Origin of the sequence: Luteibacter sp. ME-Dv--P-043b (assembly GCF_030209605.1) — a bacterium.
Lineage (GTDB): Bacteria > Pseudomonadota > Gammaproteobacteria > Xanthomonadales > Rhodanobacteraceae > Luteibacter.
The window spans coordinates 13,996-40,714 of record NZ_JARVRT010000033.1 but is presented as its reverse complement, the minus strand read 5'-3'; the positions used below and the strand labels follow the sequence as shown (position 1 = coordinate 40,714).

The window sequence follows — 26,719 nt, the reverse complement described above, 5'->3', positions numbered from 1 at the left end:
GGGCAAGTAGAATGCACGCATGCCCGCACCCCCCGACACCGACTACGCCGCACTCGCCGACGACATCAAGCGTTGGGCGCGCGAACTCGGCTTCGCGGATGTCGGCATCGCCGGCACCGACCTGGGTAACGACGAGGCCTACCTGCAGCGTTGGCTGGACGACGGTCACCACGGCGAAATGGACTACATGGCGCGCCATGGCACGCGACGCAGCCGCCCGGCCGAACTGGAGCCGGGAACGCTGCGGGTGGTCTCGGTACGGATGGATTACATCCCGCCCGGCACGTCCAATGCCTGGGACGTGATCGAGGATGGCGAAAAGGCCTACGTCGCGCGCTATGCGCTCGGTCGCGATTACCACAAGGTGATGCGCAACCGGCTGCAGAAGCTGGCGGCACGGATCGGCGAGCGCATCGGCGACTTCGGTTACCGCGCTTACGTGGACTCCGCTCCCGTGCTCGAAAAGGCCCTGGCCCGCAATGCCGGCCTCGGCTGGATCGGCAAGCACACGGTGCTGATCAACAAGCGCGCGGGTTCCTATTTCTTCCTCGGCGAGCTGTATACCGACCTGCCCCTGCCCGTCGATCAGCCGGCCAGTGCGCACTGCGGCAGCTGCCGGCGTTGCATCGACATCTGCCCGACGCAGGCGATCGTCGCGCCCTATCGGCTGGATGCACGCAAATGTATTTCCTACCTGACCATCGAACTGAAGGGCAGCATCCCCGAAGCACTGCGTGCGCCGATCGGCAACCGCATCTTCGGCTGCGACGACTGCCAGCTGATCTGCCCGTGGAACAAGTTCGCGCAGGAAGCCACCGAGCCCGACTTCGCCCCACGGCATAGCCTGGACGGCCCGCGCCTGATCGACCTGTTCGCCTGGAGCGAAGCGGACTTCCTCTCGCGTACCGAGGGCATGGCGATCCGCCGCACCGGTTACGAAGGCTGGCTGCGCAACCTGGCCGTGGGCCTCGGCAACGCCCCCACCTCCGACGAGATCGTCGCCGCACTCCGCGCACGCGCGGACGATCCATCACCCATCGTGCGCGAACACGTGGCGTGGGCATTGGGCCGGCATGCCGCAGACGGCTGAGCGCACACCTCCCACTCGTCCAAGGCGCGCGACACCTGCACGACTTACCGCGTCGAGAATTACCGGATCGAGACCCTTCCGACGCACGTGAGGTCCGTGCCCCGCGTGTCGCCCACATGGACCAGTGGATAAACCTCGACATGCTGGCCGGGTCGGTCGAACGCATCGAAGGTCCATCGACCGTGCTCGCCACGCGATGTCTGCCGGGTGAAACCCCACTGCTCCAGCGCTGCGGTGAAATGAGCGAAGTCGGGTGAGCAGATGGCCTGCGGCGATGGCTCAGCCTCGTCGATGGGCGAGAACGCGAGGTCCACCCGTGGACCGATCGAGGGCACCAGCTGGCGTTGCACGCTGAACGACCAGTCGCCAGGAAGTTGCTGGGCGTAGCCGAAGTGGTCGGCGCTTACTCGCGTTACAGGTACGCCAAGGGCCTGACCCATGGACTCCGGCGTCAGTTCCGCCACGCTCCTGTGCGATCGGATCAGCGCCATGACGCCATCGAGCGCCTGGGTGGCCGTGATCCGGCCGGATGGCGTGGCGCCGTGTGTAGCGGAGCTGCGCACGCCTGAAGCCGCGTGGGCCATATCCTTTGCCCACGCCACGGATGTGGCGAGCGCAAAGCTAAGAGCGACGGCGACACCCAGTGGGAGTGCCGCCGATGAACAACCGCGAGACGGCTGCCTCATGAAAAAGCTCAGGCCATGCCGCCCGACTTCTTCACGATCAGCATCGCCAGTTCCAGTGACTGCTCGTAGTTGAGCCGGGGATCGACCATCGACTTGTACGCGCGGTCCAGGTCCGTTTCCACCAGACCACGAGCACCGCCGAGGCACTCGGTGACGTTCTCGCCGGTCAGCTCCAGGTGCACGCCGCCCAGGCGGGTGCCGGCCGCGGCATGGATGTCGAACGCCTGGTCCAGCTCGCCCGCGATGTTGGTAAAGCGCCGCGTCTTGTAGCCGTTGCTGGTGCTCTCGGTGTTGCCGTGCATCGGATCGGCGACCCAGAGCACGCGGCGACCTTCCCGCTTGACCGCCTCAAGCAGAGGCTGCAGCTGCGTGGCGATCTTGTCGTTGCCCATGCGATGGATCAGGGTCAGGCGACCCGGCTCCTCGTTCGGGTTGAGCACGTCGATCAGACGCAGCAGTTCGTCCGGCTGCACCGTCGGGCCGACCTTCACGGCGATCGGGTTGCGGATACCGCGGAAGTATTCCGAGTGCGCGCCGTCCAGCGCGGCCGTGCGCATGCCGATCCACGGGTAGTGCGTCGACAGGTTGAACCAGCCGTCCTGGCGCGGCACCTGACGGGTAAGCGCTTCCTCGTAGTGCAGCAGGAGCGCTTCGTGCGAGGTGTAGAAATCCACCCGCGAATAGCTGGAGATCGACTGGCCGGCCAGGGTTTCCATGAAGCGCAGCGAATCGCCGATGGTGGCGACCATGCGCTTGTACTCGGCAGCCAGCGGCGAATGATCCACCCAGGCCAGGTCCCAATACTCGGGGTGGTGCAGGTCGGCAAAGCCACCGTCGATCAGCGCGCGGACGAAGTTCATCGTCATCGCGGAGCGGGCATGCGCCTTGATGAGCCGCTGCGGATCGGCGCGACGCGCGGCTGGCGTGAACTCGGGGCTGTTGACCAGGTCGCCGCGGAAGGCCGGCAGGGTAACGCCATCGCGCGTTTCGGTATCGGCGGAGCGCGGCTTGGCGTATTGGCCGGCAAAGCGACCGACGCGCAGCACCGGCTTCTTCATGCCGTGCACCAGCACCAGGCTCATCTGCAGCAGCACCTTCAGCCGGTTGGAAATGATCGGGCTGTTGCAGTCCGCGAAGCTTTCGGCGCAATCGCCGCCCTGCAAAAGGAATCGCTCGCCGTCCTGCGCTTCCGCAATGCGCTGCTTCAGGGTGAGGACTTCCCACGAGGTGACCAGCGGCGGCAATTCGCCGAGCTGGGTCAGGGCGTGGTTGAGCTCCGCCGCGTCTTCATACGTCGGCTGCTGGAGGGCGGTCCTCGAACGCCACGAACCCGGCGTCCAGTCGGCGGACGGGGGAACTACGGCTTTGAGGGAGTGCTGCATGACGGTGGTGCCTTCGTAATGGCGCCTGGAGCGGCGCAGGAGAAATCAGCGAACGGTGCGACGGAGGGCGACAAGCGCCCAGACGATCAAGGCGATGAACCAGAGCAGCGTCCAGGCCGGCATGGGCAGCCCGAGGATGGGTTCGATCTTTGCGCACTCGCCGGAACCCGTGAACGCCAGCTTCAGCATTTTCATGAAGGGGAAGGCGTCGAACAGGTAGCCCAGCCCGGGACCGCAGGCGGGAACCTGATCGGCAGGCAGCGATTGCAGCCACAGATGACGACCCGCGGTCGCCACGCCCCATAGACCACCCAGGGTGATGAGGGCTGCATAGATGGATCGGCCGCGTCGCGTCGCTGGCGCATGCAGGGCACCCAGCAGGAAGAACAGACCCATGATGCACACCGCAATACGCTGGAAAATACACAGCGGGCACGGATCCAGGTGCATCACATACTGCGAATACAAGGCGAAGGCCATCAGGCCGACGCAGACGAGGAAGGCCAGCAGGTAACGCGAACGGAACGTCAGGGAGGAGAGAGCCATGGGTAACGGATAGGTGTCAGGACAACCACGTTAACCCGATGTGCATGCGTTTGTCAGCAAGCACGTGAAGTTTCGTTTGTAACCGTAATTCAATCACTTGCATAAAAAAAACCCCGGCAGGTCACCCGGCCGGGGTTCTTTGGGACAACCTTGGCGCTTACTCGGCGTCGACGGCTTCGGCAGCGGTCGGGCGATCCACCAGCTCGACATAGGCCATCGGAGCGTTGTCGCCCGGACGGAAGCCGCACTTGAGGATACGCAGGTAACCGCCGGGACGCTCGCGGTAGCGAGGACCGAGTTCGACGAAAAGCTTGCCCACCGCAACCTTGTCGCGCAGACGCGAGAAGGCGAGGCGGCGGTTGGCGACGCCGTCGGTCTTGGCGAGCGTGATGAGCGGCTCGGCAACGCGACGGAGTTCCTTGGCCTTGGGCAGCGTGGTACGGATAAGCTCGTGCTTGATCAGCGACGACGCCATGTTCTTGAACATGGCTTCGCGATGGCTGCTCGTACGGTTGAGCTTGCGACCGGATTTCTGGTGACGCATGACGTGTACTCTCTAAGTCTGTTGTTATGAAAAGCCGGCCGGATGGACCGACGTTCCGCGGTTACCCGCTGATGCGAGGCTGTCAGTACGCCTCGTTATAAGAGGGCGGCCTCTATGGACCGCTGTCGATTCACGATGGAAGTGCACAGGGCATCCACCGGATGGCGCAAAGGAACGGGGCGATCGAAAAGCGATCGCCCCGTGTGGATCAGCCCAGCTGCATGCCGTGGGAAAGACCCGGCGGCGGCCAGTTTTCGAGCTTCATGCCCAGTGCGAGACCACGCCCGCCCAGGACATCCTTGATTTCCGTCAGCGACTTCTTGCCAAGGTTCGGCGTCTTCAACAGCTCGACTTCGGTCTTCTGGACCAGGTCGCCGATGTAGTAGATGCTTTCGGCCTTGAGGCAGTTCGCGGAACGGACCGTCAGTTCGAGATCGTCGATCGGACGCAGCAGCAGCGGATCGAACCCGCCCTTCTCCGCCTTGGTCGAATCGCTCTCGCGGCGCGAGAAATCGCCGAACACCGACAGCTGGTCGTTGATGATTTCAGCCGCCTTGCGGACAGCGTCTTCAGCACCGATCGTGCCGTTCGTCTCGATGTCGAGCACGAGCTTGTCGAGGTTGGTGCGCTGCTCGACACGAGCGGCGTCCACTTCGTAAGCCACGCGCAGGACCGGCGCGAACGACGCGTCGAGCTGCAGACGGCCGATCGGCCGCGTCTCGTCATCCGGATGCTGGCGCGCGCTGGCCGGCTGGTAGCCGACGCCGCGACGAACCTTCAGGCGCATGTTCAGGGCCACATCCTTGGTGAGGTGGCAGATCACATGGTCCGGGTTGACGATTTCAACGGAATGGTCGACGGCGATATCGCCTGCCGTGACCACGCCCTTGCCCTTCTTCGAAAGCGTCAGGGTGACTTCGTCACCGCTATGCTGACGAATGGCGACATCCTTGAGGTTCAGCAGGACTTCGATCACGTCCTCCTGCAGGCCTTCCAGAGTGGTGTACTCGTGCAGCACGCCGTCGATTTCGACCTCGACGATCGCGCTACCCGGGATCGAAGAGAGCAGCACGCGACGCAGCGCGTTGCCCAGGGTGTGACCAAAGCCACGCTCGAGCGGCTCGACCACCACCTTGGCGCGGTTGGCGCCGAGCTGCTCGACGCTGAGGCCACGAGGCCGCAGCACACTAGTTGACGAAACTGCCATGCAAGGCTCCGGTGAAGATTACTTCGAGTAAAGCTCGACGATCAGGGCTTCGTTGATATCGGCCGGCAGATCACCGCGATCCGGCACAGCCTTGAACGTGCCTGCGAACTTCTTGCTGTCGACCTCGACCCACGACGGACGAAGGTCCATCGTGTCGAAAACCGTCGCTGCTTCCTGGACGCGCAACTGCGTGCGAGCCTTTTCGGTCAGCGAGACTTCGTCGCCCGGACGGACGTGGTAGGAAGGTACGTTGACCTTCTTGCCATTGACCGTCACGGCCTTGTGGGCCACGAGCTGACGAGCCTGGGCGCGGGTAACCGCGAAACCCATGCGGAACACGACGTTGTCGAGACGGCTTTCCAGCAGGCGCAGCAGGTTTTCACCCGTGTTGCCCTTCTGGGTCGAAGCCTTGGTGTAGTAGTTGCTGAACTGACGCTCAAGCACACCGTAGATGCGCTTGACCTTCTGCTTCTCACGCAGCTGCACTGCGTAATCGGACAGGCGGGCGCGCTTGTTGGCGCCATGCTGACCGGGCTTGGTTTCGAGCTTGCACTTGGAATCGAGCGCGCGAGCCGGGCTCTTCAGACCGAGGTCGACACCTTCACGACGCGCAAGTTTGCAGGTAGCTCCACGATAACGGGCCATGGGTATGCTCCTTAGACGCGACGCTTCTTGGGGGGACGGCAGCCGTTATGCGGAATCGGCGTGACATCGATAATGTTGAGCACTTTGTAGCCCAACGCATTCAGTGAACGCACGGCCGACTCACGGCCCGGGCCGGGGCCCTTGATGCGAACTTCAACCGTCTTCACACCGTAGTCGCCTGCAGCGCGGCCAGCCTTTTCGGCGGCAACCTGGGCAGCGAACGGGGTGGACTTACGGGAACCGCGGAAACCCGCGCCGCCCGCCGTCGCCCACGACAGGGCATTGCCCTGGCGATCGGTGATCGTGACGATGGTGTTGTTGAAAGAAGCCTGCACGTGGGCCACGGCATCCGTGACGACGCGCTTGATCTTCTTCTTGGTTTTAACCGGCTTAGCCATAATCGGTATCCGTTACTTCTTGATCGGACGACGCGGACCCTTGCGGGTACGGGCGTTGGTACGCGTGCGCTGGCCGCGCACCGGCAGGCCGCGACGATGGCGCAGGCCACGATAGCAACCCAGGTCCATAAGGCGCTTGACCGCCATGCCGACTTCGCGGCGGAGGTCACCTTCGACCGTGTACTTAGCGATTTCGGCGCGGATCTTCTCCACTTCGCCTTCGCTGAGCGACTTGATGGGCGTGGTCGGAACCACGCCGGCATCCACACAAACCTGCTTCGCCCGCGAACGGCCGATTCCGAAAATGCTCTGCAGGCCGACCCAGACATGCTTCTGGACCGGCAAATTGACACCCGCGATGCGCGCCATGATGTACTGTCTCCGATGCGTTTCGTGCGCGGTAAACGCGCAATTCTAACCTGAATTAACCTAAACGGGAAGTCCTGCGGCGCTGGGCGCCAAGGGCTCCCCTACTTGGGGGCTTAACGTCCAATCTCAGCCACGGCGGAGATTGGACTTCTTGAGCAGACTCTCGTACTGGTGGCTCACGAGATGGGCCTGGACCTGAGCCGTAAAGTCCATCACCACCACCACCACGATCAGCAGCGAAGTGCCGCCGAAATAGAACGGGACGTGCCAGGCGTTCTGCATGAACGTGGGCACCAGGCAGACCAGTACGATGTAAATCGCGCCAACACCGGTAAGCCGGGTCATGACGCCATCGATGTAGTCTGCCGTGGCGCGACCCGGACGAATGCCCGGAATCAGCGCGCCCGAACGCTTGAGGTTATCGGCCGTTTCCTGCGAGTTGAACACGATCGCCGTATAGAAGAAGGCGAACCCGATCACCAGCACCGCGAACACGATGTCGTGGACCGGCTCACCCGGGCTCAGCGCCGTGGTCAGCCACTGCAACCAGCGCGACTGGTGGGCGGAGCCGAACCAGGTCGCGGCTGTTGCCGGAAAGAGCAGAAGACTGGTCGCGAAGATCGGCGGAATGACACCCGCCATGTTGATCTTCAGCGGCAGGTGCGAGGTCTGGCGCTGGAACTGACGTTGGCTGCCCTGCTTCGCGTAATTCACGGTAATGCGCCGCTGGGCGCGCTCCATGAACACCACGAAGGCGGTGACCGCGAGAATCAGTGCCGTAACCATGAGCAGCTTCAGGACCGACAGCTCGCCGTTGTTCGCCATGGTCAACGTGTGCGCGATGGCACCCGGCAGACCCGCGACGATACCGGCGAAGATCAGCATGGAGATACCGTTGCCGATACCCCGCTCCGTGATCTGCTCACCCAGCCACATCAGGAACATCGTGCCGGCGGTAAGACCGACGACCGATGCCATGACGAAGCCGGCACCCGGCATGTAGACCACCGGACCGCTGGCGCCGACCTGCTTCTGCAGGGCGACCGCGATACCGAAAGCCTGGAATGCCGCCAGGCCGACCGTGCCGAAACGCGTGTACATGGTCATCTTGCGACGACCCGCCTCGCCTTCCTTGCGCAGAGCCATGAGCGACGGTACGACCGAGCCCATCATCTGCACCACGATCGACGCCGAGATATACGGCACCACACCAAGCGCGAACACCGAAAAACGCGACAGCGAACCGCCGGAGAACATGTTGACCATGTTCAGCAGGCCGCCACCACCTTCCACCAGGCTCGTCATCGCCTCGGGATTCACGCCCGGAACGGGAATGAACGAACCGAGGCGGAAGACGATCAGCGCACCAATCAAGAAGAAGATGCGCTGACGCAGTTCCGTCAGTTTGCCCAGCGAGCCGAGCGTTGTGCCCTGCGCTGCTGCCACCTGATTACTCCACGCTGCCGCCGGCGGCTTCGATAGCCGCCTTGGCGCCGGCCGTCGCAAGCACGCCCGAGAGCTTGATCGCGCGATTGATTTCACCCTTCAGGACGATCTTGACCTTCTTCGCGCGGCTGGTCACGAGACCGGCGGCGTGCAGAGCGATCAGGTCGATCGTGTCGGCCTGGATGGTGGCGAGCTGGTACAGCATGACCTGCTGCGTGTCGGCCTTCTTCAGCGAGCGGAAGCCCACCTTCGGCAGGCGACGCTGCAGCGGCATCTGACCGCCTTCGAAGCCGACGCGGTGCGTGTTACCCGCACGGGCGTGCTGACCCTTGTGGCCGCGGCCGGCGGTCTTGCCGAGGCCGGAACCGATACCGCGCGCGACGCGGGTACGGGTCTTGCGAGCGCCCTTGCCGGGCCTGAGATCGTTAAGACGCATGACTTACTCCTCGACCCGAACCAGGTAATAGACCGTGTTGATAAGGCCACGGACCTGCGGGCTATCCTTCAGTTCGCGGACATCGTTGATCCTGCTCAGGCCCAGGGCCTTGACGCTCAGACGATGCCGACCCTGCACGCCACGCAGACCCTTGACCAGGCGCACGCGGACAGTACCGCCAGCGGCGGTTTCATTCTTCTTAGCCATTGCCGAGGACCTCTTCGATCGTCTTGCCACGCTTGGCGGCGATGCGCTTCGGCGAGGCGACGGCCTGCAGACCCTTGATCGTCGCGCGGACGAGATTGATCGGGTTGCGCGAGCCGACGGCCTTGGCCAGCACGTCCTTCACACCAACCACTTCGAGGACAGCGCGCATGGCGCCGCCGGCGATGACGCCGGTACCCTGCGAGGCAGGCTGCATGTAGACGCGAGCCGCACCGTGGTTGGCCTTGATGGCGTACCACAGCGTGCCGTTGTTGAGTTCGATGGACACCATGTTGCGGCGGGCGCGTTCCATGGCCTTGGAAATGGCGACCGGCACTTCACGCGCCTTGCCATAACCGAAGCCCACGCGGCCTTCGCCGTCGCCGACGACGGTCAGCGCGGTGAAGCTCATCTGGCGGCCACCCTTGACGGTCTTGGCCACGCGGTTGACGGCGATAAGCTTTTCAAGCATGCCGTCCGAATTTTCGCGATCTGTCGAGGACATCTCTTTTCCTGATAGCCCGGAATGATGGTTAGCCGGGACTTCTGTTTACGGCTTGGTCGCCGCTTGGAGTTGTAGGTACATCGGGCGACACCGGCCCCGAAGGGCCGATGCCGTGGCCTGACGCCTCTTAGAACTTGAGGCCGGCCTCACGTGCCGCATCGGCGAGAGCCTTGATGCGACCGTGATAACGGAAACCCGAGCGGTCGAACGCGACGGCTTCGATACCGGCGGCCTTGGCGCGCTCGGCAACGATGCGACCCACCGTGGTGGCGGCCTCGACGTTCTTCTTGCTCTTGAGACCTTCGGAAACCGAGCTCTGCACGGTCGAGGCAGCTGCCACGACAGTGCCGTTCGGCGCGAAGACCTGGGCGTAGATGTGCTGACCGGTGCGGTGCACGCTCAGGCGGGCGACGGCGAGCTCACGGATGTGGGCACGGGTCGACTTGGCGCGGCGCAGGCGGGATGTATTCTTGTTCATCGTCTCGTCTCCAGAAAGCGGATAGGCCGATTAGGCCTTCTTGGCTTCCTTCAGGATGATCTTCTCGCCGGCGTAGCGAACGCCCTTGCCCTTGTAGGGCTCCGGCGAACGGAAAGCACGGATCTTGGCGGCCGTCTGGCCCACGAGCTGCTTGTCGGCACCCTTGATAAGGATTTCCGTCTGCGTCGGGACTTCGATGGTGATGCCTTCCGGCGCGTCGAACACGACCGGGTGCGAAAAGCCGAGGGACAAATTGACGGCCTTGCCCTGCAGCTGCGCGCGGTAACCCACGCCGACCAGCTCGAGCTTCTTCTCGAAGCCCTGGGCGACGCCGGTGACCATGTTGGCGATGATCGCGCGGGCGGTGCCGCCGAACTTGTCGTCGGCGCCATCGGCGAGGACGATCGAAACGACGCCGTTTTCCTGCGAGAGCGAAACGCCCGGCAGCTCGTGGGTCGTCAGGGTGCCCTTCGGGCCCTTGACCGAGACCGTGCCATTGGCAACGGCGAATTCAACGCCCTTCGGGAGGGTGATGGGGAGCTTGGCTACACGTGACATGTCGGTACTCCTTACGCCACCTGGCCGATGACTTCGCCGCCCAGACCCTTGGAACGGGCCTGCGCGTCGGTCAGGAGACCGGCGGAAGTCGAGATGATCGAGATACCCAGGCCGCCGAGGACCTTCGGCAGTTCGTCCTTGCCGCGGTAGACGCGGAGACCGGAACGGCTGACACGGGAGATGGTTTCAATGGCCGGACGGCCTTCGAAATACTTCAGCTTGATCTCGAGGACCGGCTTGCCCGCTTCGTCAGCGGTACGGGCGTCGAGGATATAGCCTTCGTTCTGGAGAAGCTTGGCCAGGGCCAGCTTCACTTTCGACGACGGCATACGGACAACCGCTTTGCCAGATGCCTGGCCGTTACGGATGCGCGTAAACAGATCGGCGATGGGATCAGTCATGCTCATAAGAAAAACCCTTGAGAGTACCGATATCCGTATGACCGGAAATCTTGAATTGTAGTGCCGACATAACGTCGGTCTGCATTGCGCAGACCGACGACTATAGCAGCAAGAGGCGCCCCGGACAAGTTTTGTCCAGGAGCGCCCTACCCCGCCGAAGCGGAGGCTGGTTTACCAGCTGGCCTTGCGCAGGCCCGGGACGTCACCACGCATGGTGGCTTCGCGGAGCTTGTTGCGACCGAGGCCGAACTTGCTGTAGACGCCGCGCGGACGACCGGTCAGTGCACAGCGGTTACGCTGGCGCGACGGGCTCGCATCACGGGGAAGCTTCTGCAGCTTGGTCTGGGCTTCCATCTTCTCGTCGTACGAAGCGGTCGCACTAAGGACGATCGCCTTGTATTCCGCACGCTTGGCAGCGTACTTCTTGACGAGCTTGGTGCGCTTGAGGTCGCGCTCGACCATCGAGGTCTTGGCCATGTTCTACCTGTGATCAGTTGCGGAACGGGAAGCTGAAAGCTTCCAGCAGCGCCTTGGCTTCTTCGTCGGTCTTGGCGGTGGTGGTGATGGAGATATCCATACCGCGCAGCGCGTCAACCTGATCGAAGTCGATTTCCGGGAAAATGATCTGTTCCTTGATGCCGAAGTTGTAGTTACCACGGCCATCGAAGGCACGGCCCGAGACACCACGGAAGTCGCGCGTACGCGGCAGCGAGATGTTGATCAGGCGGTCCAGGAATTCCCACATCTGGGCACGACGCAGCGTGACCTTGCAACCGATCGGCCAACCGTCGCGGATCTTGAACGAAGCGACCGACACGCGGGCCTTCGTCGTGATCGGCTTCTGGCCGGCGATCTTGGTCATGTCGGCGACCGCATTGTCGAGGATCTTCTTGTTACCGGCAGCTTCGCCGACGCCCATGTTGAGCGTGATCTTCGTGATGCGGGGCACCTGCATGACGTTCTGGTAACCGAAGCGCTCAGTGAGCTTCTGCATTACCGACTCTTTGTAAAACGTTTCAAGACGGGTCATGACTTCGGTTCCTTACGCGTCGACTTCTTCGCCGGAGCGGAACACGCGCACCTTGCGCCCGTCCTCGAGCGTCTTGGTGCCAGCGCGCTCGCCCTTGTTGGTGGCGGAGTTGAAGAGCTGTACGTTGGAGATATGGATCGAGGCCTCACGTTCGACGATCCCGCCCGGCTGGTTGGCCTGGGGGTTCGGCTTGGTGTGACGCTTGACCAGGTTGACGTTCGAGACGACGACGCGCTCGCCATCGACGCGCAGCACGTCGCCGCGCTGCCCCTTGTTCTTGCCGGTGATGACGACGACGTTATCACCCTTGCGGATACGGTTCATGTCTGGCCTCCGCTCAGAGCACTTCGGGCGCGAGCGAGACGATCTTCATGAACTTCTCGTTGCGCAGCTCGCGAGTAACCGGCCCGAAAATACGGGTACCGATCGGCTCGAGCTTATTGTTGAGGAGCACGGCTGCGTTACCGTCGAAACGGATCACGGAACCGTCGGCGCGGCGCACACCCTTGGCGGTACGAACCACCACGGCGTTGTACACCTCACCCTTCTTGACCTTACCGCGAGGAATGGCGTCCTTGATGGTCACCTTGATCACATCACCGACGCTGGCATAACGGCGCTTCGAGCCGCCCAGCACCTTGATGCACATCATTTCCTTCGCACCGCTGTTGTCCGCGGCGGAAAGCGAGCTCTGCACCTGAATCATGGCTGCTCTTCTCCTTAGACTTCAGCGCGCGTGACGATTTCGACCACGCGGTGATGTTTGGTCTTCGACAGCGGACGGCATTCCGCGATCCGCACCAGGTCACCCTCGTTCGCACCGGTCTCGTCATGTGCGTGGAGCTTCGTGGAGCGGCGGATGATCTTGCCGAGCAGCGGATGCTGCACCTGACGCTCGATCAGTACCGTTACGGTATGGTCCATCTTGTTGCTGATGACACGCCCCGTGAGGGTGCGCGCCGTCTTCGTGTTATCACTCATGTCCGCCGTCCTTACTTCTTAGCGCCGAGCACGAACTTCGTGCGGGCGATGTCACGCCGAACGCGGCGCAGCTGGTGCGGCTGAGTGAGCTGACCGGAGCCCTTCTGCATGCGCAGATTGAACTGCTCCTTGCGAAGGTCCAGCAGATCCTGCTTAAGCTCTTCCGCCGACTTCTGGTTGATATCTTTGCTGGCCATTACATCACCGCCCTGGAGACGAACTGGGTCTGGACGGACAGCTTGGCTGCGGCCAGACGGAACGCTTCGCGTGCCGTCGTCTCGTCGACACCTTCGATTTCATAAAGCATGCGACCGGGCTGGATCGGAGCGACCCAGAACTCGACGCTACCCTTACCGGCGCCCATTCGAACCTCGATCGGCTTGCGGGTGATCGGCTTGTCCGGGAACACGCGGATCCAGAGCTTGCCGCCACGCTTGACGAAACGCGTGATGCAACGACGGGCCGCTTCGATCTGGCGCGCGGTCAGCTGACCGTGCGTCGTCGCCTTGAGGCCGTACTCGCCGAAGCTTACGAGGTTGGAGTTGAACGCCAGGCCGTCATTGCGGCCCTTGAACTGCTTGCGGAACTTGGTGCGCTTAGGTTGCAACATGGCAACACTCCTTACTTGGCCGTCCGCTCGCGGCGGTTTTCACCACCATCGCGGCGCGACTGCTGAGGCTGCTGGTCTTCCTTCGACTCGGCCGTAGCAGCCGCCAGATCGAAGATCTCACCCTTGTAGACCCACACCTTGACACCGATGATGCCGTATTGGGTCTTGGCTTCGGCGGTGCCGTAGTCGATGTCCGCACGCAGGGTGTGCAGCGGAACGCGACCTTCACGGGCCCACTCGGAGCGAGCGATCTCGGCGCCGTTCAGACGACCGGAGACGTTGATCTTGATACCCAGGGCACCAAGGCGCATCGCGTTGCCGACCGAGCGCTTCATCGCGCGGCGGAACATGATGCGACGCTCGAGCTGCTGAGCGATCGATTCGGCGACAAGCTGGGCGTCGAGCTCCGGCTTACGGACTTCGCTGACATTGATGTGCGTCGGAACGCCCATCATGTCGGTGACTTCCTTACGCAGCTTCTCGATGTCCTCGCCCTTCTTGCCGATCACCACGCCCGGACGGGCGGTGTGGATCGTCACGCGGGCGGTCTTGGCCGGGCGCTCGATCTGGATCTTCGAGATGCCGGCGGCAGCGAGCTTCTTGCGGAGCATCTCGCGGACCTTAAGATCGGCCTGCAGATAAACCGCGTACTCACCCTTGTTTGCGTACCACTTCGAGTTCCAGTCCTTGGCAATGCCGAGGCGGATACCGGTGGGATGAACTTTATGACCCATCGTGTCTTACCCCAGTCAGTTGCCAACAACCACAGTGATGTGGCTGGTGCGCTTCAGGATGCGCGAACCGCGGCCTTTGGCGCGGGCGTACATGCGCTTCATCGCCGGACCTTCATCGACGAAGATGCGGGCGACCTTCAGCTCGTCCACGTCCGCACCGAGATTGTTCTCGGCGTTGGCGACGGCGGAGAGCAGCACCTTGCGGACAAGGTGAGCGGCTTTCTTGTTGGTGAAGGCGAGCACGTCGCTGGCTCGGCCCACGGGCATGCCGCGGACCAGGTCAGCCACCAGGCGTGCCTTCTGCGCCGAGATGCGGGCGCTACGCAGGATCGCTTTGGCTTCGGTGCTCATCACTTGCCCTTCTTGTCGCCGGCGTGGCCCTTGTACGTGCGGGTCACCGCGAACTCGCCGAGCTTGTGCCCGACCATGTTCTCGTTGATCAACACAGGCACGTGCTGGCGGCCGTTGTGGATGGCGATGGTCAGACCGACCATCTCCGGCAGGATCATCGAACGACGCGACCAGGTCTTGATCGGACGCTTGTTATTGGCGGAAACGGCGGCTTCCACCTTTTTCACGAGGTGCAGGTCGACGAACGGACCTTTTTTTAGAGAGCGCGGCATGATCGTTTCCTAATTACTTGCGACGACGCACGATGAACTGCTCGGTGCGCTTGTTGTTACGCGTCTTGTAGCCCTTGGTCGGCGTACCCCACGGCGAGACCGGATGACGGCCGCCCGAGGTCTTGCCTTCACCACCGCCATGCGGATGGTCGACCGGGTTCATGACGACGCCGCGAACCGTAGGACGAATGCCGGCCCAACGCTTTTTACCGGCCTTGCCGAGCTTGCGCAGGCTGTGCTCGGAGTTGCCGACTTCACCAATGGTGGCGCGGCATTCAACCGGGACGCGACGCATTTCGCCGGAGCGAAGACGCAGCGTGGCATAGCCCTGCTCGCGAGCAACCAGCTGGACCGAGGCGCCGGCGGAGCGTGCGATCTGCGCACCCTTGCCCGGCTTCATCTCGATGCAGTGGATCGTGGAACCGACCGGGATCGAACGAAGCGGCAGGCAGTTGCCCGCTTTGATCGGGGAGTCGGAACCGGACACGAGACGGTCGCCCACCGACACGCCCTTGGGCGCGATGATGTAGCGGCGCTCGCCGTCGGCGTAGCACAGCAGCGCGATGTGCGCGGTGCGGTTCGGATCGTATTCAAGACGCTCGACAACGGCGGCAATGCCTTCCTTGTCACGCTTGAAATCGATGATGCGGTACGCCTGTTTGTGACCGCCGCCGCGATGACGGGTGGTGATGCGACCGTAATGGTTGCGACCGCCGGTCTTCGACTGCGATTCGGTCAGGGGCGCATAGGGGGCGCCCTTGTACAGACCTTCGGTCCGTACGCTGACTGCGTCGCGACGACCCGGGGAGGTCGGCTTGTGAGTGATCAGTGCCATCTCAATTCAACTCCTGGCTCAGGCCTTGGCCGACACGTCGATCGTATGACCGTCGGCGAGGCGCACGTAGGCCTTGCGCTTGCCCTGGCGGTTGCCAGTGCGATTGCGGAACGACTTGACCTTGCCCTTGGTGTTCACGAGGTTCACGTTCTCGACCTTGACGTCGAAAAGGTGTTCCACCGCTGCACGGACATCGGCCTTGGTCGCCTCAGGCGCCACGACGAAAACGTACTGGTTGTTCTCAGCAAGGCGAGCCGACTTCTCGGAGATGTGCGGCGCGCGAAGCGTATTGAGCGTGCGTTCGGTGCTCATGCGAGCCACTCCTCGACCTTCTTGACCGCGTCCACCGTCATGACGACGTAGTCGCTACCGACAAGGCTGACCGGGTTCAGGGCCAGCACGTCGACGACGTGGATATACGGAATGTTGCGGGCGGACAGGTACAGCGCTTCGGTGGCGTCTTCCGACACCAGCAGCACGCGACCCTTGACTTCGAGCTCGGCGAGCTTCGCGATCATGCCCTTGGTGCTCGGGGCTTCCATCGACAGCTCGGTCACGACCTTCAGGCGATCCTGACGGTTGAGCTCGGCAACGATGGAACGAATCGCGACGCGATACGCCTTGCGGTTGACCTTCTGCTCGAAGCTGCGCGGCTTGGCCGCGAACGTCACACCACCACCGACGAAGATCGGGGCGCGGTAATCGCCGTGGCGAGCGCCGCCACCCTTCTGCTTCTTGAACTTCTTGGTCGTACCGGACATCTGACCGCGAGACAGCTGAGCCTTCGTGCCGGCACGGCCAGCCGCCTGATAGGCGGTGACGACCTGGTGCACGAGGGCCTTCTTGTACTCGCCGCCGAACACGTCGTCCGACACGGTGAGCGCCTTGGCGCCAATAACGTTGAGTTCCATGGCGTCTCTCCTCAGCCCTTGGTCGTCGGACGGATCACGACATCGCCACCCGGCGCGCCAGGGACAGCGCCCTTGACAGCGATGAGGTGACGCTCGGCATCGACCTTGACCACTTCGAGGCCCTGCTGGGTGCGATTGACCGCGCCCATGTGGCCCGACATCTTCTTACCAGGGAACACGCGGCCCGGCGTCTGGCGCTGGCCGATCGAGCCCGGGGCGCGATGCGACAGCGAGTTACCGTGCGTGGCGTCGCCCATCTTGAAGTGGTGACGCTTGATGGTGCCCTGGAAACCCTTACCCTTCGACACGCCGGCGACGTCGACCGTCTGACCGACGGTGAAGACATCATCCGCCTTGATCTCGGTGCCGATCGCGTACTTGCCTGCGTCTTCCGCGGAAACGCGGAATTCCCACAGACCGCGGCCCGGCTCGACCTTGGCATTGGCGTAATGGCCCTTCAGCGGCGAGGTCAGGAGCGAGGCGCGCTTGGCACCCGTCGTTACCTGCACGGCGCTGTAGCCGTCGTTTTCTTCGGTCTTCACCTGCGTCACACGATTCGGGGTCGCTTCAATCAGCGTCACCGGAATCGAGCGGCCGTCTTCGGTGAAGAGCCGGCTCATGCCGCACTTGCGGCCAACCAGTCCGATACTCATCTTCGTATCCTTTTATCCGCTCAGCCGAGCTTGATCTGCACGTCAACGCCAGCCGCGAGATCGAGCTTCATGAGCGCGTCCACGGTTTTGTCGTTGGGGTCGATGATGTCCAGAACGCGCTTGTGCGTACGGGTCTCGTACTGGTCGCGGGCATCTTTATCGACGTGCGGCGACACCAGAATGGTGTAGCGCTCAATCTTGGTCGGCAGCGGGATCGGGCCGAGGACCGTGGCGCCAGTGCGCTTGGCCGTCTCGACGATTTCGCTGGCCGAACGATCGATCAGGCGATGATCGAAGGCCTTGAGCCGAATGCGAATCTTTTGGTTCGCCATAAAACCGTGTCCTGTTATCGAAAGAACGTTCTTGTGATTCGGAGTGGCTTCTCGCCGCCCCGCACAACCCATGTAGCTACTTGCAGGTGTCGCGACGGGCCGCCGTGGCGTGGCATGAAGCCATCCGGGCGACCCGAAAAAGTCGAGGCGGACCGCATAAACGATCCGCCAGGACAGAAAAGTATAGAATACACAACGATACGGATCAACAGAGCTCTCGCTCCGTGACCCAGTCGGCACTCCATTCGGCATCCCTGCCTGCGAACTCGAAGCACATTCCGTGCGCCTCATTTCGCTGTGAGCCGTCGCCTTGAAGGCGATCTGGCTGATATAACTCGGCGACTATAGCGGATAGATCATAAAAAGGGAAGAGGCGTGCCATAAAAAAAGCGGAGGCTTTCGCCTCCGCCTCTTCGGGACACCCAGGCAGGTCACCCTGCCCCGGCCGTCCTTCTTACTTGACGATCTTGGCGACGACGCCGGCGCCGACGGTACGACCGCCTTCGCGGATCGCGAAGCGCAGGCCTTCGTCCATGGCGATCGGGAAGCCCAGGGTCACCGAGATCTTCACGTTGTCGCCAGGCATCACCATCTCGACACCTTCCGGCAGCTTGATCGAACCGGTCACGTCCGTGGTACGGAAGTAGAACTGCGGACGATAGTTGCTGAAGAACGGCGTGTGACGGCCACCCTCGTCCTTCGACAGGATGTACACCTCACCCTCGAACTCGGTGTGGGGCGTGACCGACTTCGGAGCCGCCAGCACCTGGCCGCGCTCGACATCTTCACGCTTCAGGCCGCGAACCAGCACGCCGACGTTGTCACCGGCCTGACCCTGGTCCAGCAGCTTGCGGAACATTTCCACGCCCGTGACCGTCGTCTGCTGGGTGTCCTTCAGACCGACCACTTCGGCCGGATCACCCACCTTGACGATACCGCGCTCGACGCGACCGGTCAGCACCGTGCCACGACCCGAGATCGAGAACACGTCTTCCACCGGCAGCAGGAACGGCTTGTCGATCACGCGCTCCGGCTCCGGGATCCAGCTGTCGAGCGCGTCGACCAGCTTGATGATCGACGGCACGCCGATTTCGGACTGGTCGCCGTCGAGGGCGAGACGGGCCGAACCGTGCACGATCGGGGTGTCGTCGCCCGGGAACTCGTACTTCGACAGCAGTTCGCGGACTTCCATCTCCACCAGCTCGAGCAGCTCGGCGTCGTCCACCATGTCCGCCTTGTTCAGGAAGACCACGATGTACGGCACGCCCACCTGACGCGAGAGCAGGATGTGCTCACGGGTCTGCGGCATCGGGCCGTCGGCGGCGGAGCAGACCAGGATCGCGCCGTCCATCTGCGCGGCACCCGTGATCATGTTCTTCACGTAGTCGGCGTGGCCCGGGCAATCGACGTGGCCGTAGTGGCGCATCGGCGATTCGTATTCCACGTGCGCGGTCGAGATCGTGATGCCGCGCGCCTTCTCTTCCGGCGCCGCATCGATCGAACCGTAGTCCTTGAATTCGCCACCGAAGCGCTCGGCGCCGATCTTGGTCAGCGCGGCCGTCAGCGTGGTCTTGCCGTGATCGACGTGACCGATGGTGCCGACGTTGACGTGCGGCTTCTTGCGCTCGAACTTACCCTTTGCCATGACTCTGAAACCTCTGAAAAATCGTTGAAAGTTTTAATGAAGAAGCCCGATCAGGACTTCTTCATGACCTCTTCGGCGATGTTGCTCGGCGCCGGCTCGTAATGATCGAATTCCATCGTGAACGTGGCACGACCCTGCGACAGCGAGCGGATCGTCGTCGCATAACCGAACATTTCGCCAAGCGGGATCATCGCGTTGATCGTGTTGCCCGACGGCGTTTCTTCCTGACCGGTCAGCATGCCGCGACGGCGCGAGATATCGCCCATCACGTCACCGACGTAGTCCGGCGGCGTCACGACTTCGACCTTCATGATCGGCTCGAGCAGAACCGGCTTCGCCTTGGCGAAACCCTGCTTGAACGCCATCGACGAGGCGAGCTTGAACGCCATTTCCGAGGAGTCGACGTCATGGTACGAACCGAAGACGAGCTTGACCTTCACGTTCACCACCGGGAAGCCCGCGAGCGGACCACTGGTGATCGTCTCACGCAGACCCTTCTCGACCGAAGGAATGAATTCCTTCGGGATCACGCCACCGGAGATGTCGTTGATGAAGAGGAAGTCGTCCTTGATCGACGGTGCGATCTTGGGATCGGCACGATCGGCATCGGAGATCGGCGACAGCTCGATCACGACGTGACCGTACTGACCCTTACCACCCGACTGCTTGGCGTGCTTGTAGTCCGACTTGACGTCCGACGCCTGAATCGTTTCGCGGTAAGCGACCTGCGGCTTGCCCACGTTGGCCTCGACGTTGAACTCGCGACGCATGCGGTCCACCAGGATGTCCAGGTGAAGCTCGCCCATGCCCGAGATGATCGTCTGACCCGACTCTTCGTCCGTCTTGACGCGGAACGACGGATCTTCCGCAGCCAGACGGCCGAGGGCGACACCCATCTTTTCCTGGTCCGACTTGGTCTTCGGCTCGACCGCCATCGAGATCACCGGCTCCGGGAACGACATGCGCTCGAGGGTGATGATCTTGTCCTGCGAGCAGAGCGTATCGCCGGTCGTGACGTCCTTCAGGCCGACCGCGGCGGCGATGTCGCCCGCGCGGACTTCCTTCAGTTCGTGACGCTCGTTGGCATGCATCTGCAGCATGCGGCCGATGCGCTCTTTCTTCGACTTGACCGGGTTGTAGACCGGGTCGCCCGCATTCAGCGTGCCCGAATAGACACGGAAGAACGTGAGCGCACCGACGAACGGGTCGGTCATGATCTTGAACGCCAGCGCGGAGAACGGAGCATCGTCCTTCGCTTCGCGGGTGTCCGGCTGCTCGTTCTCGTCGATGCCTTCGACCGGCGGGCGGTCGAGGGGCGACGGAAGCAGGTTGACCACCGCGTCGAGCATCGCCTGGACGCCCTTGTTCTTGAACGCCGTGCCGCAGAACACCGGGATGATCTCGCTACGCAGCGTGCGCAGACGCAGGCCTTCGATGATCTCGGCCTCGGTCAGCTCTTCGCCACCCAGGTACTTGTCCATGTACTCTTCCGTCGCTTCCGCGGCGGCTTCGATCATTTCGGTGCGAGCCTGCTTCGACTTCTCGAGCAGTTCGGCCGGAATGTCCTTGTAATCGAACTTCATGCCCTGGGACTCCATGTCCCAGTTGATCGCCTTCATCTTGAGGAGGTCGACGACGCCTTCGAAGTTGTCTTCGGCACCGATCGGCACCTGCATCGGCACCGGATTGGCGCCAAGGCGAGCCTTCAGCTGCTCGACCACCTTGTAGAAGTTCGCGCCGGTGCGGTCCATCTTGTTGACGAACGCGAGACGCGGCACCTTGTACCGGTTGGCCTGGCGCCAGACGGTTTCGGACTGCGGCTGCACGCCACCGACGGCACAGAGCACGAACACCGCACCGTCGAGCACGCGGAGCGAACGCTCCACCTCGATGGTGAAGTCGACGTGCCCCGGGGTGTCGATGATGTTGAAGCGGTGCTCGGGCAGCGAACGGTCCATGCCCTTCCAGAATGCCGTGGTGGCAGCGGAAGTGATGGTGATGCCGCGCTCCTGCTCCTGCTCCATCCAGTCCATCGTAGCGGCACCGTCATGCACCTCGCCAATCTTATGACTGACACCGGTGTAGAACAGGATACGCTCGGTGGTCGTGGTCTTGCCGGCGTCGATGTGAGCCATGATGCCGAAGTTGCGGTAGCGCTCGATGGGCGTAGTGCGTGCCACGGTCTTTCCTCAATCTGGAGCTGAAATTACCAGCGGTAATGCGAGAAGGCCTTGTTGGCCTCCGCCATGCGGTGCGTTTCTTCGCGCTTCTTGACGGCGCCGCCACGGGATTCCGAGGCTTCGAGCAGTTCGGCGGCCAGCTTGCGCGGCATGGACGTCTCGCCGCGCTTGCGCGCTGCGTCGATCACCCAGCGCATGGCAAGCGCCATACGACGGCCCGGACGGACTTCGACCGGCACCTGGTACGTGGCACCACCGACACGACGCGACTTCACCTCGACGGCCGGGGCGATGTTGCCCAGGGCCTTCTCGACGAGCTGCACGGCTTCAGCGTGCTTCTTGCCGATTTCTTCGAGAGCGCCGTACACGATGGATTCGGCGACGGACTTCTTGCCGGACTTCATCACCATATTGATGAAACGGGCAATCAGCTGGCTTCCGTGCTTCGGGTCCGGGAGGACCACACGGGCGGGATGGGAACCTTTACGCGACATAATTCTTGTCCTTTACTCAGCTCTTCGGGCGCTTGGCGCCGTACTTCGAGCGCGACTTGCGACGCTTGGTCACGCCGGCGCAGTCGAGACTGCCGCGAACCGTGTGGTAACGCACACCGGGGAGATCCTTGACGCGACCGCCGCGGATCAGGACCACCGAGTGCTCCTGGAGATTGTGACCTTCGCCACCGATGTAGCTGATGACTTCGAAACCGTTGGTCAGGCGCACCTTGGCAACCTTACGCAGTGCCGAGTTCGGCTTCTTCGGGGTGGTCGTATACACGCGCGTGCAGACGCCGCGGCGCTGCGGGCTGCTCTGCAGGGCCGGGGAGGCGCTTTTGTACGCCTTCGGGCTGCGGGATTTGCGCACCAACTGGTTGACTGTCGTCATGCGAAGCTATTCCTGAGAAACATAAAGGCAGACCGAAAGATCGGCCCGCCAGAGAAACGTTGTTGACGTGCGCCGCCCACGAAGCGAGCCAGCGCCCATCGTCCCTGAATCCGAACACGAGGCGCGTCCCTGCGCCTCATTTCGTATGTACGAGCAAAACCCGGAATACGGGCCTTACTCAGCGCTATCGTTGGACCCGGCAGGGGCTTCGGCGAACGAAACGGCAGGCGCCGAACCCGAGAGGGTTTCGAGCTCCGAAGCCGTCAGACCGCCCTGGCTACGACGCGAAGCGTGGTATGCCAGACCCGTACCTGCAGGGATTAGCCGCCCAACAATAACATTTTCCTTCAGGCCCCGCAACGTATCCCGGGTGCCACGAACCGCCGCTTCGGTGAGGACGCGGGTGGTCTCCTGGAACGATGCCGCCGAGATGAACGACTCGGTGGCCAGCGACGCCTTGGTGATACCCAGCAGGACCGATTCGAACCCGGCGCGACGCTCACCACGAGCCTCGGCACGGTCGTTCTCTTCGTTGATCCGGACGCGCTCGACCTGCTCACCGCGCAGGTAGGTGCTGTCACCCGCCTCGGTGATCTCGACCTTGCGCAGCATCTGGCGAATGATCGCTTCGATGTGCTTGTCGTTGATCTTCACGCCCTGCAGGCGGTAGACGTCCTGGATTTCCTTGACCAGGTACGAAGCCAGCGGCTCCACACCCAGCAGGCGCAGGATGTCGTGCGGATTCGGCTCGCCGTCGACGACGGTCTCGCCCTTCTCCACATGCTCGCCTTCGAAGACGATGACCTGACGCCACTTGGGAATCAGCTCCTCGTGCTCGTTGCCGTCCACGTCCTTGATGATCAGGCGCTGCTTGCCCTTGGTGTCCTTGCCGAAGCTGACGATACCCGAGCGCTCCGCGAGGATCGCCGGCTCCTTCGGCTTGCGGGCTTCGAACAGATCGGCCACGCGCGGCAGACCACCGGTGATGTCGCGGGTCTTGGAGGTTTCCTGCGGGATACGGGCGACCACGTCACCCACGCCCACTTCCGTCCCGTTCTGGATCGACACGATGGCGCCGGCCGGCAGGAAGTACTGGGCCGCGATGTCCGTACCCGGCAGCTTGAGCTCACGGCCCTTGCTGTCTTCCAGGCGGACGATCGGGCGCAGATCCTTGGCCTGCGTACCGCGACGCTTCGGATCGGTGACCACCGCCGACTCCAGGCCGGTCAGTTCATCGGTCTGCGACTGCACGGTAATGCCGTCGATGAAGTCGATGAAGCGCACCACACCGGCCACTTCCGTGACGATCGGATGGGTATGCGGATCCCAGTTGGCGACCGTCTGGCCCGACTTGACCGGATCGCCGTCCTTGACGGAAATGGTCGCGCCGTAAGGCACCTTGTAACGCTCGCGCTCGCGACCGTTGGCGTCGATGACGCTGACTTCGCCCGAACGCGAGACGGCGACCAGGTGACCCTGATTGTGCTCGACCGACTTCAGGTTGTTGAACTTCAGCGCACCGGTGGTACGGACGGTGACGTTGTCGACCGCAGCCGCACGCGACGCCGCACCACCGATGTGGAACGTACGCATTGTCAGCTGGGTACCCGGCTCACCGATGGACTGTGCGGCGACGACGCCCACGGCCTCACCCATGTTGACCAGGTGACCACGAGCCAGGTCGCGGCCGTAGCACAGGGCGCACACGCCGTGGCTGGCACGGCAGGTGATCGGCGAGCGCACCTTGATCAGCTGCACCGAGGCCTTGTCGAGCTTGTCGACCAGGTACTCGTCGAGCAGCGTGTCGCGGGTGACGATGGGCTGGTCGTCGTCGCCGGGGGCGTAGACGTCCTCGACCACGACACGACCGAGCACGCGGTCACGCAACGGCTCGACCACGTCACCGCCTTCGACGATCGGGGACATCATGACGCCGTCTTCCGTGCCGCAATCGTGCTCGGTGATGACGACGTCCTGTGCCACGTCGACGAGACGACGGGTCAGGTAACCGGAGTTGGCGGTCTTCAGCGCGGTATCCGCGAGGCCCTTACGGGCACCGTGGGTCGAGTTGAAGTACTGCAGGACGTTGAGGCCCTCGCGGAAGTTCGCCTTGATGGGCGTCTCGATGATGGAACCATCGGGACGGGCCATCAGGCCGCGCATGCCGGCCAGCTGGCGAATCTGCGCCGCGCTACCACGCGCGCCGGAGTCGGCCATGATGTACAGCGAGTTCATCGACTTCTGGTTGACCGTCTTGCCGTCGGCGTCCTCGACCTTCTCGGTGCCGATACCGTCGATCATCGCCTTGGCGACGAGTTCGTTGGTGCGGCTCCAGATGTCGACGACCTTGTTGTAGCGCTCGCCGGCGGTGACCAGGCCCGACTGGTACTGCTCCTGGATCTCGACGACTTCCTTCTCGGCTTCCTCGAGGATGCCCTTCTTCTCGGCCGGGATCTTCATGTCGTCGATGCCGATGGAGATACCGGCGCGCGTCGCGAAACGGAAGCCGGTGTACATCAGCTTGTCGGCGAACACGACCGATTCCTTCAGGCCGAGCAGACGGTAGCTCTGGTTGATCAGGCGCGAGATGTTCTTCTTGGTCAGCTCGGTGTTGACCAACGCGAACGGGAGGCCGTCCGGGATGATCTCCATGAGCAGCGCGCGACCGACCGTCGTATCGACGATGGCCGTACGCGACGACGTGGCACCTTCCGAGTCCTGCTCGGTCATGTGCACGCGCACCTTGACCTTCGCGTGCAACTCGACGGCACGGTTGTCGTACGCACGACGCACTTCGCCGACGTTCGCGAACACCATGCCGGCGCCCTTCGCGTTGATCAGCTCACGGGTCATGTAGTACAGGCCGAGCACGACGTCCTGCGACGGCACGATGATCGGCTCGCCGTTGGCCGGCGACAGGATGTTGTTCGAGGACATCATCAGGGCGCGGGCTTCGAGCTGCGCCTCGATCGACAGCGGCACGTGGACGGCCATCTGGTCACCGTCGAAGTCGGCGTTGAACGCCGTGCAGACGAGCGGGTGCAGCTGGATCGCCTTGCCTTCGATCAGGACCGGCTCGAACGCCTGGATGCCCAGGCGATGCAGGGTCGGGGCGCGGTTGAGCATGACCGGATGTTCGCGGATCACGTCTTCCAGGATGTCCCACACCTGGGCCTCTTCGCGCTCGACGAGCTTCTTCGCGGCCTTGATGGTCGTGGCTTCGCCACGAGCCTGCAGCTTGGCGAAGATGAAGGGCTTGAACAGCTCGAGCGCCATCTTCTTCGGCAGGCCGCACTGGTGCAGGCGCAGCGTCGGGCCGACCACGATGACCGAACGGCCCGAGTAGTCGACGCGCTTGCCGAGCAGGTTCTGGCGGAAGCGGCCCTGCTTGCCCTTGATCATGTCGGCCAGCGACTTCAGCGCGCGCTTGTTCGTGCCGGTGATGGCACGACCGCGGCGGCCGTTGTCGAGCAGCGCATCGACCGATTCCTGCAGCATGCGCTTCTCGTTGCGGACGATGATGTCCGGCGCAGCGAGTTCGAGCAGGCGCTTCAGGCGGTTGTTACGGTTGATGACGCGGCGGTACAGGTCGTTCAGGTCGGACGTGGCGAAACGGCCGCCGTCCAGCGGCACCAGCGGACGCAGGTCCGGCGGCAGCACGGGAAGGACGGTCATGACCATCCACTCCGGCTTGTTGCCGGATTCCAGGAACGCCTCGATCAGCTTCACGCGCTTGGTGAGGCGCTTGAGCTTGGTCTCGGAGTTGGTCGCCGTGATCTCTTCCTTGAGGCGGATGACTTCGCCGGGCAGGTCGAGGCTCTTCAGCAGCTCGTAGACGGCCTCGGCACCCATGCGGGCGTCGAACTCGTCGCCGTGCTCTTCGGTCGCTTCCAGGTACTGGTCTTCGCTGAGCAGCTGGCCGCGCTCGAGCGCGGTCAGGCCCGGATCGATCACGACGAAGGCTTCGAAGTACAGGATGCGCTCGATGTCACGCAGCGTCATGTCCAGCATGAGGCCGATGCGCGAAGGCAGCGACTTCAGGAACCAGATGTGCGCGGTCGGGCTGGCCAGCTCGATGTGGCCCATGCGCTCGCGACGGACCTTGGCCAGGGTGACCTCGGTGCCGCACTTCTCGCAGACCACGCCACGGTGCTTCATGCGCTTGTACTTGCCGCACAGGCACTCGTAGTCCTTGATCGGGCCGAAGATGGCCGCGCAGAACAGACCGTCACGCTCGGGTTTGAACGTGCGGTAGTTGATGGTTTCCGGCTTTTTCACTTCGCCGTACGACCACGAACGGATCAGCTCCGGCGAAGCCAGAGCGATCTTGATCGCGTCGAAGTCCAGCGTCTGTCGCTGCTGGTTGAACAGATTGAGCAGGTCTTTCATGCGTAATCTCCGGTAG

The 26,719-nt window shown here is 62.9% G+C and carries 36 protein-coding genes; 1 reads left to right on the top strand and 35 read right to left on the bottom strand.

The annotated features are described in order from the left end of the window. Positions 1–19: 19 nt before the first annotated feature. Positions 20–1,090: a tRNA epoxyqueuosine(34) reductase QueG gene (gene queG, locus QRN34_RS16180; RefSeq protein WP_285405993.1), complete on the top strand. Its 1,071-nt coding sequence runs from the start codon at positions 20–22 to the stop codon at positions 1,088–1,090. A gap of 59 nt (positions 1,091–1,149) precedes the next feature. On the opposite strand, the gene QRN34_RS16175 is transcribed toward queG, so the two are convergent. The 35 genes from QRN34_RS16175 to rpoC form a co-directional block, all read right to left on the bottom strand. Further along, entirely contained in the window at positions 1,150–1,653 is a 504-nt protein-coding gene (locus QRN34_RS16175) for a hypothetical protein (protein WP_285405991.1), read from the bottom strand. Between the two features lie 131 nt (positions 1,654–1,784). Then, entirely contained in the window at positions 1,785–3,158 is a 1,374-nt protein-coding gene (locus QRN34_RS16170) for a 3-deoxy-7-phosphoheptulonate synthase class II (RefSeq protein WP_285405988.1), read from the bottom strand. Positions 3,159–3,203: 45 nt separating this feature from the next. Next, positions 3,204–3,704: a disulfide bond formation protein B gene (locus tag QRN34_RS16165; protein ID WP_285405985.1), complete on the bottom strand. Its 501-nt coding sequence runs from the start codon at positions 3,702–3,704 to the stop codon at positions 3,204–3,206. A 157-nt stretch (positions 3,705–3,861) separates the two neighbouring features. Then, a complete protein-coding gene (gene rplQ / locus QRN34_RS16160; RefSeq protein WP_285405982.1) occupies positions 3,862–4,248 on the bottom strand; it encodes a 50S ribosomal protein L17 in 387 nt (128 codons plus the stop codon). 208 nt (positions 4,249–4,456) lie between these two features. After that, the gene (gene rpoA, locus QRN34_RS16155; protein WP_036115434.1) at positions 4,457–5,455 is read right to left on the bottom strand and encodes a DNA-directed RNA polymerase subunit alpha; all 999 of its coding nucleotides are present in this window, start codon (positions 5,453–5,455) and stop codon (positions 4,457–4,459) included. A gap of 18 nt (positions 5,456–5,473) precedes the next feature. Then, positions 5,474–6,100: a 30S ribosomal protein S4 gene (gene rpsD, locus QRN34_RS16150; RefSeq protein WP_036140163.1), complete on the bottom strand. Its 627-nt coding sequence runs from the start codon at positions 6,098–6,100 to the stop codon at positions 5,474–5,476. Positions 6,101–6,111: 11 nt separating this feature from the next. Continuing rightward, on the bottom strand, positions 6,112–6,498 hold the full coding sequence (rpsK, locus tag QRN34_RS16145) for a 30S ribosomal protein S11 (RefSeq protein ID WP_007513384.1): 387 nt from the start codon (positions 6,496–6,498) through the stop codon (positions 6,112–6,114). A 12-nt stretch (positions 6,499–6,510) separates the two neighbouring features. Further along, on the bottom strand, positions 6,511–6,867 hold the full coding sequence (gene rpsM, locus QRN34_RS16140; RefSeq protein WP_036115440.1) for a 30S ribosomal protein S13: 357 nt from the start codon (positions 6,865–6,867) through the stop codon (positions 6,511–6,513). A 126-nt stretch (positions 6,868–6,993) separates the two neighbouring features. Continuing rightward, entirely contained in the window at positions 6,994–8,313 is a 1,320-nt protein-coding gene (gene secY / locus QRN34_RS16135; RefSeq protein ID WP_036140161.1) for a preprotein translocase subunit SecY, read from the bottom strand. Positions 8,314–8,317: 4 nt separating this feature from the next. Further along, the gene (gene rplO / locus QRN34_RS16130; RefSeq protein ID WP_036140160.1) at positions 8,318–8,749 is read right to left on the bottom strand and encodes a 50S ribosomal protein L15; all 432 of its coding nucleotides are present in this window, start codon (positions 8,747–8,749) and stop codon (positions 8,318–8,320) included. 3 nt (positions 8,750–8,752) lie between these two features. Next, positions 8,753–8,956: a 50S ribosomal protein L30 gene (rpmD, locus tag QRN34_RS16125; RefSeq protein ID WP_036140158.1), complete on the bottom strand. Its 204-nt coding sequence runs from the start codon at positions 8,954–8,956 to the stop codon at positions 8,753–8,755. Further along, positions 8,949–9,458 (bottom strand): 30S ribosomal protein S5, encoded by a 510-nt coding sequence (rpsE, locus tag QRN34_RS16120; RefSeq protein WP_029213879.1) that lies wholly within the window; start codon positions 9,456–9,458, stop codon positions 8,949–8,951. Before rpsE ends, rpmD begins: the two co-directional genes overlap by 8 nt. 127 nt (positions 9,459–9,585) lie before the next feature. Beyond that, positions 9,586–9,936: a 50S ribosomal protein L18 gene (gene rplR / locus QRN34_RS16115; protein ID WP_285405938.1), complete on the bottom strand. Its 351-nt coding sequence runs from the start codon at positions 9,934–9,936 to the stop codon at positions 9,586–9,588. 30 nt (positions 9,937–9,966) lie between these two features. Then, positions 9,967–10,494 (bottom strand): 50S ribosomal protein L6, encoded by a 528-nt coding sequence (gene rplF, locus QRN34_RS16110; protein ID WP_285405937.1) that lies wholly within the window; start codon positions 10,492–10,494, stop codon positions 9,967–9,969. An 11-nt stretch (positions 10,495–10,505) separates the two neighbouring features. Continuing rightward, positions 10,506–10,901: a 30S ribosomal protein S8 gene (gene rpsH, locus QRN34_RS16105; RefSeq protein ID WP_036115455.1), complete on the bottom strand. Its 396-nt coding sequence runs from the start codon at positions 10,899–10,901 to the stop codon at positions 10,506–10,508. A 165-nt stretch (positions 10,902–11,066) separates the two neighbouring features. Next, complete coding sequence (gene rpsN / locus QRN34_RS16100; protein WP_036115457.1) at positions 11,067–11,372, bottom strand: 30S ribosomal protein S14; 306 nt, start codon at positions 11,370–11,372, stop codon at positions 11,067–11,069. Positions 11,373–11,385: 13 nt separating this feature from the next. Further along, entirely contained in the window at positions 11,386–11,925 is a 540-nt protein-coding gene (rplE, locus tag QRN34_RS16095) for a 50S ribosomal protein L5 (RefSeq protein ID WP_285405932.1), read from the bottom strand. 12 nt (positions 11,926–11,937) lie between these two features. Continuing rightward, on the bottom strand, positions 11,938–12,249 hold the full coding sequence (gene rplX, locus QRN34_RS16090; protein ID WP_036140155.1) for a 50S ribosomal protein L24: 312 nt from the start codon (positions 12,247–12,249) through the stop codon (positions 11,938–11,940). A gap of 13 nt (positions 12,250–12,262) precedes the next feature. Then, positions 12,263–12,631 carry a 50S ribosomal protein L14 gene (gene rplN, locus QRN34_RS16085; protein ID WP_036115467.1) on the bottom strand — a complete coding sequence of 123 codons (369 nt, stop codon included), beginning with the start codon at positions 12,629–12,631 and terminating at the stop codon, positions 12,263–12,265. 14 nt (positions 12,632–12,645) lie between these two features. After that, a complete protein-coding gene (gene rpsQ / locus QRN34_RS16080; RefSeq protein ID WP_036115469.1) occupies positions 12,646–12,906 on the bottom strand; it encodes a 30S ribosomal protein S17 in 261 nt (86 codons plus the stop codon). Between the two features lie 11 nt (positions 12,907–12,917). After that, positions 12,918–13,103, bottom strand: a complete 186-nt coding sequence (gene rpmC / locus QRN34_RS16075; RefSeq protein ID WP_036115473.1) for a 50S ribosomal protein L29 — start codon at positions 13,101–13,103, stop codon at positions 12,918–12,920. Then, positions 13,103–13,516, bottom strand: a complete 414-nt coding sequence (rplP, locus tag QRN34_RS16070; protein WP_036115475.1) for a 50S ribosomal protein L16 — start codon at positions 13,514–13,516, stop codon at positions 13,103–13,105. The genes rpmC and rplP overlap by 1 nt, the downstream gene beginning before the upstream one ends. Positions 13,517–13,527: 11 nt before the next feature. Further along, complete coding sequence (gene rpsC, locus QRN34_RS16065; RefSeq protein ID WP_285405928.1) at positions 13,528–14,250, bottom strand: 30S ribosomal protein S3; 723 nt, start codon at positions 14,248–14,250, stop codon at positions 13,528–13,530. 15 nt (positions 14,251–14,265) lie between these two features. Then, positions 14,266–14,601, bottom strand: coding sequence for a 50S ribosomal protein L22 (gene rplV / locus QRN34_RS16060; RefSeq protein ID WP_029213891.1), 336 nt, complete (start codon positions 14,599–14,601; stop codon positions 14,266–14,268). Further along, complete coding sequence (gene rpsS, locus QRN34_RS16055; RefSeq protein WP_029213892.1) at positions 14,601–14,873, bottom strand: 30S ribosomal protein S19; 273 nt, start codon at positions 14,871–14,873, stop codon at positions 14,601–14,603. Before rpsS ends, rplV begins: the two co-directional genes overlap by 1 nt. Before the next feature lie 13 nt (positions 14,874–14,886). After that, positions 14,887–15,708 carry a 50S ribosomal protein L2 gene (rplB, locus tag QRN34_RS16050; RefSeq protein ID WP_036140150.1) on the bottom strand — a complete coding sequence of 274 codons (822 nt, stop codon included), beginning with the start codon at positions 15,706–15,708 and terminating at the stop codon, positions 14,887–14,889. Positions 15,709–15,726: 18 nt separating this feature from the next. Next, positions 15,727–16,020 (bottom strand): 50S ribosomal protein L23, encoded by a 294-nt coding sequence (rplW, locus tag QRN34_RS16045; RefSeq protein WP_036140147.1) that lies wholly within the window; start codon positions 16,018–16,020, stop codon positions 15,727–15,729. Continuing rightward, a complete protein-coding gene (gene rplD, locus QRN34_RS16040) occupies positions 16,017–16,619 on the bottom strand; it encodes a 50S ribosomal protein L4 (RefSeq protein ID WP_036140143.1) in 603 nt (200 codons plus the stop codon). The genes rplW and rplD overlap by 4 nt, the downstream gene beginning before the upstream one ends. An 11-nt stretch (positions 16,620–16,630) precedes the next feature. Then, a complete protein-coding gene (gene rplC / locus QRN34_RS16035) occupies positions 16,631–17,272 on the bottom strand; it encodes a 50S ribosomal protein L3 (protein ID WP_036140141.1) in 642 nt (213 codons plus the stop codon). Positions 17,273–17,292: 20 nt separating this feature from the next. After that, positions 17,293–17,604 (bottom strand): 30S ribosomal protein S10, encoded by a 312-nt coding sequence (rpsJ, locus tag QRN34_RS16030; RefSeq protein WP_036140140.1) that lies wholly within the window; start codon positions 17,602–17,604, stop codon positions 17,293–17,295. Between the two features lie 454 nt (positions 17,605–18,058). Then, positions 18,059–19,249: an elongation factor Tu gene (gene tuf / locus QRN34_RS16025; RefSeq protein WP_285405916.1), complete on the bottom strand. Its 1,191-nt coding sequence runs from the start codon at positions 19,247–19,249 to the stop codon at positions 18,059–18,061. A 50-nt stretch (positions 19,250–19,299) separates the two neighbouring features. After that, positions 19,300–21,429 (bottom strand): elongation factor G, encoded by a 2,130-nt coding sequence (fusA, locus tag QRN34_RS16020; RefSeq protein ID WP_285405914.1) that lies wholly within the window; start codon positions 21,427–21,429, stop codon positions 19,300–19,302. Positions 21,430–21,455: 26 nt separating this feature from the next. Beyond that, positions 21,456–21,923 carry a 30S ribosomal protein S7 gene (gene rpsG, locus QRN34_RS16015; RefSeq protein WP_036140138.1) on the bottom strand — a complete coding sequence of 156 codons (468 nt, stop codon included), beginning with the start codon at positions 21,921–21,923 and terminating at the stop codon, positions 21,456–21,458. Positions 21,924–21,939: 16 nt separating this feature from the next. Next, a complete protein-coding gene (rpsL, locus tag QRN34_RS16010; RefSeq protein ID WP_036115505.1) occupies positions 21,940–22,314 on the bottom strand; it encodes a 30S ribosomal protein S12 in 375 nt (124 codons plus the stop codon). Positions 22,315–22,488: 174 nt separating this feature from the next. Further along, positions 22,489–26,703 carry a DNA-directed RNA polymerase subunit beta' gene (rpoC, locus tag QRN34_RS16005; protein ID WP_285405905.1) on the bottom strand — a complete coding sequence of 1,405 codons (4,215 nt, stop codon included), beginning with the start codon at positions 26,701–26,703 and terminating at the stop codon, positions 22,489–22,491. Between the last annotated feature and the right edge of the window lie 16 nt (positions 26,704–26,719).

Coding starts and splice junctions, on each gene's coding strand:
- queG (WP_285405993.1), top strand. CDS start 20: ATGCCCGCACCCCCCGACACCGACTACGCCGCACTCGCCGACGACATC.
- QRN34_RS16170 (WP_285405988.1), bottom strand. CDS start 3,158: ATGCAGCACTCCCTCAAAGCCGTAGTTCCCCCGTCCGCCGACTGGACG.
- QRN34_RS16165 (WP_285405985.1), bottom strand. CDS start 3,704: ATGGCTCTCTCCTCCCTGACGTTCCGTTCGCGTTACCTGCTGGCCTTC.
- rplQ (WP_285405982.1), bottom strand. CDS start 4,248: ATGCGTCACCAGAAATCCGGTCGCAAGCTCAACCGTACGAGCAGCCAT.
- rpoA (WP_036115434.1), bottom strand. CDS start 5,455: ATGGCAGTTTCGTCAACTAGTGTGCTGCGGCCTCGTGGCCTCAGCGTC.
- rpsD (WP_036140163.1), bottom strand. CDS start 6,100: ATGGCCCGTTATCGTGGAGCTACCTGCAAACTTGCGCGTCGTGAAGGT.
- rpsK (WP_007513384.1), bottom strand. CDS start 6,498: ATGGCTAAGCCGGTTAAAACCAAGAAGAAGATCAAGCGCGTCGTCACG.
- rpsM (WP_036115440.1), bottom strand. CDS start 6,867: ATGGCGCGCATCGCGGGTGTCAATTTGCCGGTCCAGAAGCATGTCTGG.
- rplO (WP_036140160.1), bottom strand. CDS start 8,749: ATGCGTCTTAACGATCTCAGGCCCGGCAAGGGCGCTCGCAAGACCCGT.
- rpmD (WP_036140158.1), bottom strand. CDS start 8,956: ATGGCTAAGAAGAATGAAACCGCCGCTGGCGGTACTGTCCGCGTGCGC.
- rpsE (WP_029213879.1), bottom strand. CDS start 9,458: ATGTCCTCGACAGATCGCGAAAATTCGGACGGCATGCTTGAAAAGCTT.
- rplR (WP_285405938.1), bottom strand. CDS start 9,936: ATGAACAAGAATACATCCCGCCTGCGCCGCGCCAAGTCGACCCGTGCC.
- rplF (WP_285405937.1), bottom strand. CDS start 10,494: ATGTCACGTGTAGCCAAGCTCCCCATCACCCTCCCGAAGGGCGTTGAA.
- rpsH (WP_036115455.1), bottom strand. CDS start 10,901: ATGAGCATGACTGATCCCATCGCCGATCTGTTTACGCGCATCCGTAAC.
- rpsN (WP_036115457.1), bottom strand. CDS start 11,372: ATGGCCAAGACCTCGATGGTCGAGCGCGACCTCAAGCGCACCAAGCTC.
- rplE (WP_285405932.1), bottom strand. CDS start 11,925: ATGACCCGTCTTGAAACGTTTTACAAAGAGTCGGTAATGCAGAAGCTC.
- rplX (WP_036140155.1), bottom strand. CDS start 12,249: ATGAACCGTATCCGCAAGGGTGATAACGTCGTCGTCATCACCGGCAAG.
- rplN (WP_036115467.1), bottom strand. CDS start 12,631: ATGATTCAGGTGCAGAGCTCGCTTTCCGCCGCGGACAACAGCGGTGCG.
- rpsQ (WP_036115469.1), bottom strand. CDS start 12,906: ATGAGTGATAACACGAAGACGGCGCGCACCCTCACGGGGCGTGTCATC.
- rpmC (WP_036115473.1), bottom strand. CDS start 13,103: ATGGCCAGCAAAGATATCAACCAGAAGTCGGCGGAAGAGCTTAAGCAG.
- rplP (WP_036115475.1), bottom strand. CDS start 13,516: ATGTTGCAACCTAAGCGCACCAAGTTCCGCAAGCAGTTCAAGGGCCGC.
- rpsC (WP_285405928.1), bottom strand. CDS start 14,250: ATGGGTCATAAAGTTCATCCCACCGGTATCCGCCTCGGCATTGCCAAG.
- rplV (WP_029213891.1), bottom strand. CDS start 14,601: ATGAGCACCGAAGCCAAAGCGATCCTGCGTAGCGCCCGCATCTCGGCG.
- rpsS (WP_029213892.1), bottom strand. CDS start 14,873: ATGCCGCGCTCTCTAAAAAAAGGTCCGTTCGTCGACCTGCACCTCGTG.
- rplB (WP_036140150.1), bottom strand. CDS start 15,708: ATGGCACTGATCACTCACAAGCCGACCTCCCCGGGTCGTCGCGACGCA.
- rplW (WP_036140147.1), bottom strand. CDS start 16,020: ATGAGCACCGAACGCACGCTCAATACGCTTCGCGCGCCGCACATCTCC.
- rplD (WP_036140143.1), bottom strand. CDS start 16,619: ATGGAACTCAACGTTATTGGCGCCAAGGCGCTCACCGTGTCGGACGAC.
- rplC (WP_036140141.1), bottom strand. CDS start 17,272: ATGAGTATCGGACTGGTTGGCCGCAAGTGCGGCATGAGCCGGCTCTTC.
- rpsJ (WP_036140140.1), bottom strand. CDS start 17,604: ATGGCGAACCAAAAGATTCGCATTCGGCTCAAGGCCTTCGATCATCGC.
- tuf (WP_285405916.1), bottom strand. CDS start 19,249: ATGGCAAAGGGTAAGTTCGAGCGCAAGAAGCCGCACGTCAACGTCGGC.
- rpsG (WP_036140138.1), bottom strand. CDS start 21,923: ATGTCGCGTAAAGGTTCCCATCCCGCCCGTGTGGTCCTCCCGGACCCG.
- rpsL (WP_036115505.1), bottom strand. CDS start 22,314: ATGACGACAGTCAACCAGTTGGTGCGCAAATCCCGCAGCCCGAAGGCG.
- rpoC (WP_285405905.1), bottom strand. CDS start 26,703: ATGAAAGACCTGCTCAATCTGTTCAACCAGCAGCGACAGACGCTGGAC.